Annotated in this window: 13 protein-coding genes; 5 read left to right on the plus strand and 8 right to left on the minus strand. The window is 59.3% G+C overall.

Annotated elements, in window-relative coordinates:
* Positions 1-48: 48 nt before the first annotated feature.
* From hisG to HX792_RS05175, 8 genes are all read right to left on the minus strand, one after another.
* Positions 49-684, minus strand: a complete 636-nt coding sequence (gene hisG / locus HX792_RS05140; protein WP_003188599.1) for an ATP phosphoribosyltransferase — start codon at positions 682-684, stop codon at positions 49-51.
* 196 nt (positions 685-880) lie between these two features.
* A complete protein-coding gene (murA, locus tag HX792_RS05145) occupies positions 881-2,146 on the minus strand; it encodes a UDP-N-acetylglucosamine 1-carboxyvinyltransferase (RefSeq protein ID WP_176995072.1) in 1,266 nt (421 codons plus the stop codon).
* A 23-nt stretch (positions 2,147-2,169) separates the two neighbouring features.
* Positions 2,170-2,409 carry a BolA family protein gene (locus tag HX792_RS05150; RefSeq protein WP_027604803.1) on the minus strand — a complete coding sequence of 80 codons (240 nt, stop codon included), beginning with the start codon at positions 2,407-2,409 and terminating at the stop codon, positions 2,170-2,172.
* Positions 2,410-2,523: 114 nt separating this feature from the next.
* The gene (locus HX792_RS05155) at positions 2,524-2,829 is read right to left on the minus strand and encodes a lipid asymmetry maintenance protein MlaB (protein WP_176995073.1); all 306 of its coding nucleotides are present in this window, start codon (positions 2,827-2,829) and stop codon (positions 2,524-2,526) included.
* Complete coding sequence (locus HX792_RS05160; protein ID WP_176995074.1) at positions 2,826-3,476, minus strand: phospholipid-binding protein MlaC; 651 nt, start codon at positions 3,474-3,476, stop codon at positions 2,826-2,828. The genes HX792_RS05155 and HX792_RS05160 overlap by 4 nt, the downstream gene beginning before the upstream one ends.
* Positions 3,477-3,487: 11 nt before the next feature.
* Positions 3,488-3,955, minus strand: a complete 468-nt coding sequence (mlaD, locus tag HX792_RS05165; protein WP_005784855.1) for an outer membrane lipid asymmetry maintenance protein MlaD — start codon at positions 3,953-3,955, stop codon at positions 3,488-3,490.
* A complete protein-coding gene (gene mlaE / locus HX792_RS05170; RefSeq protein ID WP_176995075.1) occupies positions 3,955-4,752 on the minus strand; it encodes a lipid asymmetry maintenance ABC transporter permease subunit MlaE in 798 nt (265 codons plus the stop codon). Before mlaE ends, mlaD begins: the two co-directional genes overlap by 1 nt.
* The gene (locus HX792_RS05175; protein ID WP_017738751.1) at positions 4,752-5,561 is read right to left on the minus strand and encodes an ATP-binding cassette domain-containing protein; all 810 of its coding nucleotides are present in this window, start codon (positions 5,559-5,561) and stop codon (positions 4,752-4,754) included. Before HX792_RS05175 ends, mlaE begins: the two co-directional genes overlap by 1 nt.
* Before the next feature lie 310 nt (positions 5,562-5,871).
* Here HX792_RS05175 and HX792_RS05180 point away from each other — a divergent pair, with 310 nt between their 5' ends.
* Genes HX792_RS05180 through lptB form a run of 5 tightly spaced genes read left to right on the plus strand, consistent with a single transcriptional unit; the run spans position 5,872 to position 9,197 of the window.
* Complete coding sequence (locus HX792_RS05180; RefSeq protein WP_176995076.1) at positions 5,872-6,846, plus strand: KpsF/GutQ family sugar-phosphate isomerase; 975 nt, start codon at positions 5,872-5,874, stop codon at positions 6,844-6,846.
* The gene (locus HX792_RS05185) at positions 6,847-7,371 is read left to right on the plus strand and encodes an HAD family hydrolase (RefSeq protein ID WP_176995077.1); all 525 of its coding nucleotides are present in this window, start codon (positions 6,847-6,849) and stop codon (positions 7,369-7,371) included.
* A gap of 8 nt (positions 7,372-7,379) precedes the next feature.
* Positions 7,380-7,952 (plus strand): LPS export ABC transporter periplasmic protein LptC, encoded by a 573-nt coding sequence (gene lptC / locus HX792_RS05190; protein WP_176995078.1) that lies wholly within the window; start codon positions 7,380-7,382, stop codon positions 7,950-7,952.
* The gene (lptA, locus tag HX792_RS05195) at positions 7,939-8,472 is read left to right on the plus strand and encodes a lipopolysaccharide transport periplasmic protein LptA (RefSeq protein WP_176995079.1); all 534 of its coding nucleotides are present in this window, start codon (positions 7,939-7,941) and stop codon (positions 8,470-8,472) included. Before lptC ends, lptA begins: the two co-directional genes overlap by 14 nt.
* Complete coding sequence (lptB, locus tag HX792_RS05200) at positions 8,472-9,197, plus strand: LPS export ABC transporter ATP-binding protein (protein ID WP_016974288.1); 726 nt, start codon at positions 8,472-8,474, stop codon at positions 9,195-9,197. The genes lptA and lptB overlap by 1 nt, the downstream gene beginning before the upstream one ends.
* The last annotated feature ends 67 nt before the right edge of the window (positions 9,198-9,264 follow it).

Genomic DNA, 9,264 nt, shown 5'->3' on the forward strand with positions numbered 1-9,264 from the left:
GGCTATGAGGCGGATAGACGGGCGCAGCCTTTCAGCTACGCAGGTAAGTCAACCGCGGTGTCGCGACTCCACTGCCTTGCGCAGGGTGTCAATCAACGCCTGGATACGGGCGTGCTGCATCTTCATCGACGCTTTGTTGACGATCAGGCGGGAGCTGATGTCGGCGATGAAATCCTGAGGCTCCAGGCCATTGGCACGCAGGGTGTTGCCGGTGTCGACCACGTCGATGATCTTGTCGGCCAGACCGATCAGCGGGGCCAGCTCCATCGAACCATAGAGCTTGATGATGTCGACCTGACGACCTTGCTCGGCGTAGTAACGCTTGGCAACGTTGACAAACTTGGTCGCCACGCGCAGGCGGCCTTTAGGCTCAACGTCACCGACACGGCCGGCAGTCATCAGCTTGCACAGGGCAATTCGCAGGTCCAGAGGTTCATACAGGCCCTGGCCGCCGTATTCCATCAGCACGTCTTTACCGGCGACACCCAGGTCGGCCGCGCCATGCTCAACGTAGGTCGGCACGTCGGTAGCCCGCACGATCAACAGGCGAACGTCGTCCTGGGTCGTGGGGATGATCAGCTTGCGGCTCTTGTCCGGATTCTCGGTCGGCACGATGCCCGCTTCAGCCAGAAGCGGCAAAGTGTCGTCAAGGATGCGGCCCTTGGACAGTGCGATGGTCAACATGGGAAACGTCAGTCCTTCATCAGGCTATTGCTGTCCGGTCGCAAACGGCGCCAGACACAGATCGAGGCCATGACAGCCTCGATTTTAAACAAATTTCTGTAGTGAGCGGGCTTGCCCCGCGCGGCGGCGTGTCGGGCGCCTTAACCCTACCTGATACACCGCGGCGCGGGGCAAGCCCGCTCACTACAAGCAGCAACTAGCCCGGTACGCGGCGGATTTTTGCACCGAGCATCTGCAGTTTCTCTTCGATGCACTCGTAACCACGGTCGATGTGGTAGATGCGGTCGATCAGGGTGTCGCCTTCAGCAATCAGCGCCGAGATCACCAGGCTCGCCGAGGCGCGCAGGTCGGTGGCCATCACTGGCGCGCCCTTGAGCTTCTCGGTGCCGGTCACGATGGCGGTGTTGCCTTCAACCTGGATCTTGGCGCCCATGCGGTGCAGTTCGTACACGTGCATGAAGCGGTTTTCGAAGATGGTCTCGATGACCGCACCGGTGCCTTCGGCAATCGCGTTCAGGGAGATGAACTGCGCCTGCATGTCGGTCGGGAACGCCGGGTAGGGAGCGGTACGCACGTTGACGGCTTTAGGACGCTTGCCGTGCATGTTCAGCTCGATCCAGTCTTCACCGGTGGTGATTTCGGCACCGGCTTCGCGCAGCTTCTCAAGGACCGCTTCCAGGATGGTCGGATCGGTGTCCTTGACCTTGACGCGGCCACCGGTGACGGCAGCGGCAACCAGGTAGGTGCCGGTCTCGATACGGTCCGGCATCACTTTGTAGGTGGCCGAGTGCAGGCGTTTAACGCCGTCGATGGTGATGGTGTCGGTGCCGGCGCCGGTGATGTTGGCACCCATGGCGATCAGGAAGTTGGCCAGGTCGACCACTTCCGGCTCGCGCGCGGCGTTCTGCAGGACGCTGCGGCCGTTGGCCAGGGCAGCGGCCATCATGATGTTCTCGGTACCGGTCACGCTGACGGTATCAAAGAAGAAGTTGGCGCCACGCAGGCCGCCTTCCGGCGCCTTGGCCTTGATGTAGCCGCCTTCGACGTCGATGGTCGCGCCCATGGCTTCGAGGCCACGGATGTGCAGGTCGACCGGACGCGAGCCGATGGCGCAACCGCCAGGCAGTGCCACTTCGGCTTCGCCGAAACGGGCAACCATCGGGCCCAGTACCAGGATCGAGGCACGCATGGTTTTCACCAGCTCGTACGGCGCGATCAGGGTCTTGATGGTGCGCGGGTCGATTTCGACGGCCAGTTTCTCGTCGATCACCGGCTCGATGCCCATGCGACCGAACAGCTCGATCATGGTGGTGATGTCGTGCAGGTGCGGCAGGTTGGCCACGGTAACCGGGCCATCGCACAGCAGGGTCGCCGCCAGGATCGGCAGAGCGGAGTTTTTCGCACCGGAAATGCGGATCTCGCCATCAAGGCGGGCACCGCCGGTAATAATCAATTTATCCATAAGAATCTCGACGCCTTGGGGGCTCAGGTGCGCTCGGCCCAGGCCGCGCGGCTGAAAAATTTCATAGTGACCGCATGGATGCTGCCATCGGTGATCCACGGGTTCAAATGGGCATAGATCTGCTGCTGACGCTTGACCGGGCTCAATGCCGCCAGTTCATCGCTAATCACATTCAGCTGGAAGTTGCAGCCTTCGCCTTCAACTTCTACGTTCGTATCCGGCAGCTTTCCTTCAAGGAAGCTCTTAACTTCTAGGGCCTGCATGCTCAACCTCTATCGGCGCCCAGTGCGCACGGGTCGCACATCATACAAAAAAGCCCCGCGCCTGCGAACCCCGCATAGCAGGACTCTGACGGGGGGCTTTCCTGAAAATGGCTATTAAGGATGCGCCAACAGCTCGCTCAGGCCGGAAACCTCGGCAATTTCCCGCATGTCCTCGGGCATTGCACGGATGCTGACCGGTTTTTTGATCGCCTCGGCATCACGGATAAAGCACAGCAACAACGACAAGCCAACGCTGCTGGACTTGGTCACCGCCGAGCAATCGAGCACCAGGGCAGGCGCGCTGCTGGTCTTGATCAGCGCCTGGCCCTGCTTGCGCAGGTCAGGCCCGGTGCGGTAGTCCAGCACGCCGCTGAGGAACAACTCGCCGGCGTCGCCGAGACGAACAGCCGACTCGGTCATTGTGCGGACTTCCCGGCAGCTTGCTTGTCAGTTTCTTCCTTGGCCTTGGCCACTTCACCGGCCCAACCGTTGATGGTCTTGTCCAAGTCGTTACCGTTGCGCTGCATGGCATCAGCGAACTGGTCGCGGAACAGCTTGCCGATGTTGATGCCGTTGATGATCACGTTGCGCAGTTTCCACTCGCCGTTGACCTTCTCCAGCGTGTATTGCACAGGGTAGACAGCGCCGTTGTTGCCTTTGACGGTCATGCCGACGCTGGTACGGTCGCCCGACTCGTCCTTCGCAGGGTCCACGGTGATGCCTTGGTTGTTGTACTCAAGCAACGCGTTGCCGTAGAACTGGAACAGGCCCTTCTTGAAGTTTTCCTGGAAGGTCTGCATCTGCGCCGGGGTCGCCTTGCGCGAATACTTGACGGTCATGATGCTGCGGGAAATGCCTTCGGCATCAACCACAGGGCCCACGATCGAGTTAAGCGCGTCGTAGAACTTACTCGGGTCCTGCTTGTACTGCTCTTTGTTGGCAGTCAGGTCGGCCAGCATCTTGCTGGTCGTGTCCTGCACCAGATCGTGCGCAGAACCTGCCGCGTTGGCCAGCAGCGGCAACGCTGCAAGCAATACCAGCAGGCCACGTCGCAAGGTAGAGATCATGAACAGATTCCTCATTTGGCGTCTTTATTGACCGTATTGAGCAGGAATTTACCGATCAGGTCTTCAAGCACCAGCGACGACTGTGTGTCGTGGATGGTCGAACCATCCTTGAGCAGGGCAGTTTCCCCGCCCACGCTGACGCCGATGTACTTCTCGCCCAGCAGACCCGCAGTGAGGATAGATGCAGTGGAGTCAGTCGGCAGATTATCTACCTTCTTGTCCACCTGCATGGTCACTCGGCCGGTGAAGCTGTCGCGGTCCAGATCGATTGCCGTGACCTTGCCGATGGTAACGCCGGCCATGGTCACTTTAGCTCTGACCGTCAAACCGGCGATATTGTCGAAGTACGCGTAAAGTTTATAGGTGTCGGCAGTGGGGCTGGCCGACAGGCCACTGACCCGCAGGGCCAGCAACAGTAAAGCCAGGATGCCAGCCAGCAAGAAAAGGCCGACACCGATTTCCACAGTGCGGTTTTGCATCAGAAATCTCCAAACATCAAGGCGGTCAAAATGAAGTCAAGGCCCAGTACCGCCAGCGAGGCGTACACAACGGTCTTGGTGGTGGCGCGACTGATCCCTTCTGAAGTGGGCTCACAGTCATAGCCTTGGAATACGGCGATCCAGGTCACTACAAAGGCGAAAACGATGCTTTTAATGATGCCGTTAAGCACATCGCCGCTGAAGGTCACGCTGTTCTGCATGTTGGCCCAGTAGGAACCGTCATAGACGCCCAGCCAGTCAACCGCCACCCACGAACCGCCCCAAATGCCGACCACGCTGAAGATCATTGCCAGCAGCGGCAAGGAAATGAAACCGGCCCACAGGCGCGGGGCAACAATGTACTTGAGCGGGTCCACGCCGATCATTTCGAGGCTGGACAGCTGCTCGGTGGACTTCATGTTGCCGATCTCGGCCGTCAACGCAGAGCCGGCACGCCCGGCGAACAGCAACGCGGTGACCACTGGCCCGAGCTCACGCAGCAACGTCAGGGCGACCATCTGCCCTACTGCCTGCTCCGAACCGTAGCTGGACAGAATATTGAAGCCCTGCAGCGCCAGCACCATACCGATGAACACGCCGGAAACGACGATGATCACCAGGGACATCACGCCCACGGCGTGCAACTGCTTGATCAACAGGCCAAAACCGCCGCCGATACCACCACGGCCGAGCAACGCATGAAACAGGAAGAGGGTAGAACGGCCCAGCACCTCGACAATGTCGATGCCCGAGCGGCCGAAAAGGCGAACCTTCTCGATGAGAGATGTCTTGCGCATCAGCGCTTCCCCAGAAGATCTGAGCGGTAGTCCGCTGCCGGAAAATGAAAAGGCACCGGGCCATCGGGATCGCCGGTCATGAATTGGCGGATGCGCGGGTTATCGGCATTCATGAGTTCTTCTGGCGTGCCCTGCCCCAGCACCTGCCCATCACCGACGACATAGAGGTAGTCGGCGATGCTCGCAGTTTCGGCCAGGTCGTGGGAAACCACGATGCTGGTGATGCCGAGCGCGTCGTTGAGCAGGCGGATCAGACGCACCAACACGCCCATGGCGATCGGGTCCTGGCCCACGAAAGGTTCGTCGTACATGAGGATCTGCGGATCAAGCGCGATGGCACGCGCCAGCGCGACACGGCGCTTCATGCCACCGGACAGCTCGTCAGGCATCAGGTCGATGGCACCGCGAAGGCCCACGGCCTGCAGTTTCAGCAACACAATGTCACGAATCATTTCATCGGACAGCTGGGTATGCACCCGCAGCGGGAAGGCCACGTTTTCGAAAACATCGAGGTCGGTAAACAACGCACCGCTCTGGAACAGCACACCCATGTGCTTGCGCGCGTCGAACAGGTCACTGCGCGAGAGCGTCGGCAGGTTCTGTCCATTGACCCACACTTCGCCAGCAGTGGGCCGCAATTGCATGCCCATCAGACGCAACAGGGTGGTCTTGCCACAGCCTGAAGGCCCCATGATGCCCGTGACCTTGCCGCGGGGAATGCGAATATCGACGTTATTGAAGATGCTGCGCGTCCCGCGCTTGAAGGTAAGGCCCTTCAGCTCGACCGCGTAGGCGTTATCGGCACTCATCTAAACTCCTTGGGATGCAGCCTCTCACTCAGACACCATGTATGCGACATTCGTTTGCAACGGATGTGCAATAGGTAGCCACATGGGTTGGGTGAACCGAACTGGCGGCGAACTATATCACTGCTGGTACAGCGCCCCCAAGGCCGGAACTGCGCTTGTTCAGATTGGCGACAGGGAAAAACATTGCTGACTATGTTAGCGAGAACAGAATCTCGCGAGCCTTATGAATAAAGCCTGACGAACTTGCGTGAGGGAATTGATCATTACCGCTATAATCGCCGACTTTTCGTCAGGCTATACGATTTCAGACATGAGCCAATCCAGCGACCTTATTCAATCCGCACAACGCACCATCCGCCTCGAGCTCGAAGCCGTAGAGGGCTTGCTGGCCCATATCGACGCGGATTTCGTACGCGCTTGCGAGATGATTCTGGCCAGCAAAGGCCGCGTTGTCGTGGTCGGCATGGGTAAATCCGGGCACATCGGCAACAAGATCGCCGCCACCCTGGCAAGCACCGGGACTACCTCGTTTTTCGTGCACCCGGCAGAAGCCAGCCACGGCGACATGGGCATGATCACCAAGGATGACATCATCCTGGCACTGTCCAACTCCGGCACCACCAACGAAATCGTGACCCTGCTGCCACTGATCAAGCGCCTGGGCATCAAGATGATCAGCATTACCGGTAACCCGGAGTCGACGCTGGCCAAGGCCGCCGAAGTGAACCTCAATGTTCACGTGGCCCACGAAGCCTGCCCGTTGAACCTGGCGCCGACCTCCTCGACCACGGCCGCACTGGTCATGGGCGACGCATTGGCCGTTGCCCTGCTGGAAGCCCGCGGCTTTACCGCTGAAGACTTCGCCTTTTCCCACCCGGGCGGCGCCCTGGGCCGTCGTCTGCTGCTGAAAGTGGAAAATGTCATGCATGCGGGTGATGAATTGCCCCACGTCCAGCGCGGCACGCTACTGAAGGACGCGCTGATGGAAATGACCCGCAAGGGCCTGGGCATGACCGTCATCCTGGAAGCCGATGGCCGCCTGGCCGGGGTATTCACCGACGGCGACCTGCGCCGCACCCTGGATCGCACCATTGATATCCACACCGCAACCATTGATGCCGTCATGACCCCTCACGGCAAGACCGCACGCCCGGAAATGCTGGCGGCTGAAGCCTTGAAGATCATGGAAGACCACAAGATCGGCGCGCTGGTGGTGGTCAATGACGATGACCGCCCTATCGGCGCCCTGAACATGCACGACTTGTTGCGTGCGGGAGTGATGTAAATGACTGGCGACCTGTTGCAACGCGGTAAAAACATCAAGCTGGCGATCTTCGACGTTGACGGCGTGCTGACCGATGGCCGCCTTTACTTCCTCGAAGACGGCAGCGAATTCAAGACGTTCAACACGCTGGACGGCCAGGGCATCAAGATGCTGATGGCTTCGGGCGTACAAACAGCCATTATCAGCGGCCGCAAGACCCCGGTAGTGGAACGGCGCGCACAAAACCTGGGGATTCCTCACCTGTATCAAGGCCGTGAGGATAAACTGGTGGTTCTGGACGAGCTTCTTGGCCAACTCAACCTAAGCTATGAGCAGGTCGCCTACCTCGGTGACGACCTGCCTGACCTGCCGGTGATTCGCCGGGTAGGCCTGGGCATGGCCGTCGCCAACGCGGCGGCATTTGTTCGCGAACACGCCCATGGCATCACCACGGCCCGTGGCGGCGAAGGTGCCGCACGTGAGTTCTGCGAATTGATACTGCGTGCCCAGGGCAACCTTGAATCCGCCCACGCCGCCTACTTATAGAGCGTTTTATGCTGAGCAAAAAGATTCGCAACTTCCTGCTATTCGGGGTCATCGCCGCGCTATTCCTGGCGGTGGGCTACTGGAATATCAGCCCGGAGCGCTTCCTCGACAAGCCTGTCGCGCAGGTTGACGACGGCGCTATCGACTATTACGCCATCAATGCCAAAAGCGTGCAGTTCCTGCCCGATGGCAAGGTGCAGTACGAGATGACATCGGACAAGGTCGAGCATTTGAAGGCCACTGAAGTGACCCTGCTGACCAATCCGGACATGAACATCTACCGCGGCACCGAGTTTCCGTGGCACGTCACCAGCAAGCGTGGCGAGGTCAACCCGGACGGCACCCAGGTAGAACTGATCGACTCGGTGCGCGTTGCGCGCACTGACGACAAGAACCGCGACACCGTGATTACCAGCAGTCGCATGACCGTATTCCCGCAGAAGCAATATGCGCAGACCGAGCAAGACGTTAGAATCGACGGCGCTGGCGGTGTATCGACTGGCAAGGGAATGAAAGCGTATTTGAAAGAAAGCAGGATACACCTGCTATCGAACGTAAGAGGACAGTATGAGGCTCGTTAAAACTCTCCCTATTTTGCTCGGTCTGGGCGCAGCACTGGGAAGCGTGAGCGCCTGGGCTCTGCCGAACGATAGCCAGCAACCGATCCACATCCAGGCTGACGATGCGCAGCTGGATGACAAGCAAGGTGTCGCGACCTACACCGGTGGCGTGATCATTACCCAGGGGTCGATGAAGATCACCGGTAATACCGTGACACTGACCCGCACCAAGGCGGGCGACATCGACGTCGTGACGTCGGTGGGCAACCTGGCCTATTTCGAACAGAAGCAGGCGCCTGCCGACACCGCCCCGATGAAGGGCTACGGCAAGACGATCCAGTATCATGCCCAGCAGAACCGCATTGTCCTGATTGACCAGGCCAAGGTTGTCAGCACCGATGGCAACACCACGGAAGGTGAAAAAATCACCTATGACACTGTGAAACAGGTCGCCAACGCCGGTCGCGCCAATGGCAACAAGGTCACCGCACCTCGTCCGCGTATCGACATGGTTATCCAGCCGAAGAAGAAGGCCGAGTAATGGCAACCCTGAAAGCCCAGCATCTGGCCAAGGCCTACAAAAGCCGTCAGGTCGTGCGCGACGTCAGCCTGTCGATCGACAGCGGCCAGATCGTCGGCCTGCTCGGCCCCAACGGTGCCGGCAAGACCACCTGTTTTTACATGATTGTCGGCCTGGTCCAGGCGGATCAGGGTCGCGTTCTGATCGACGACCTGGATGTCAGCCACCAGCCGATGCACGGTCGTGCTCGTGCCGGTATCGGCTATCTACCCCAGGAAGCGTCGATCTTCCGCAAATTGTCGGTTTCGGACAACATCATGGCGATCCTCGAGACCCGCAAGGAGCTCGACCGCGATGGCCGCCGCAAGGAACTGGAAAGCCTGCTGCAGGAATTCCACATCAACCATATCCGTGACAACCTGGGCATGAGCTTGTCCGGTGGTGAGCGTCGTCGCGTGGAAATTGCCCGCGCATTGGCCACCGCACCGAAGTTCATCCTGCTGGACGAACCGTTTGCTGGCGTCGACCCGATTTCGGTGGGCGACATCAAGCAGATCATCCACCACCTCAAGGCCAAGGGCATCGGTGTACTGATCACTGACCACAACGTTCGTGAAACCCTCGATATCTGTGAAACCGCTTATATCGTCAACGATGGCCAGCTGATCGCCGAAGGCGATTCCGCCACCATCCTGGCCAACGAACTGGTCAAGGAAGTGTACCTGGGTCACGAGTTCCGCCTGTAAACACCGTGGTGTCAGGCCGTTTGCCGAGACGCGCGGGAGTCAATAGAAACCTCCGGCTTTTTATTGT

Source organism: Pseudomonas sp. B6002 (genome assembly GCF_013385985.1).
GTDB lineage: Bacteria > Pseudomonadota > Gammaproteobacteria > Pseudomonadales > Pseudomonadaceae > Aquipseudomonas.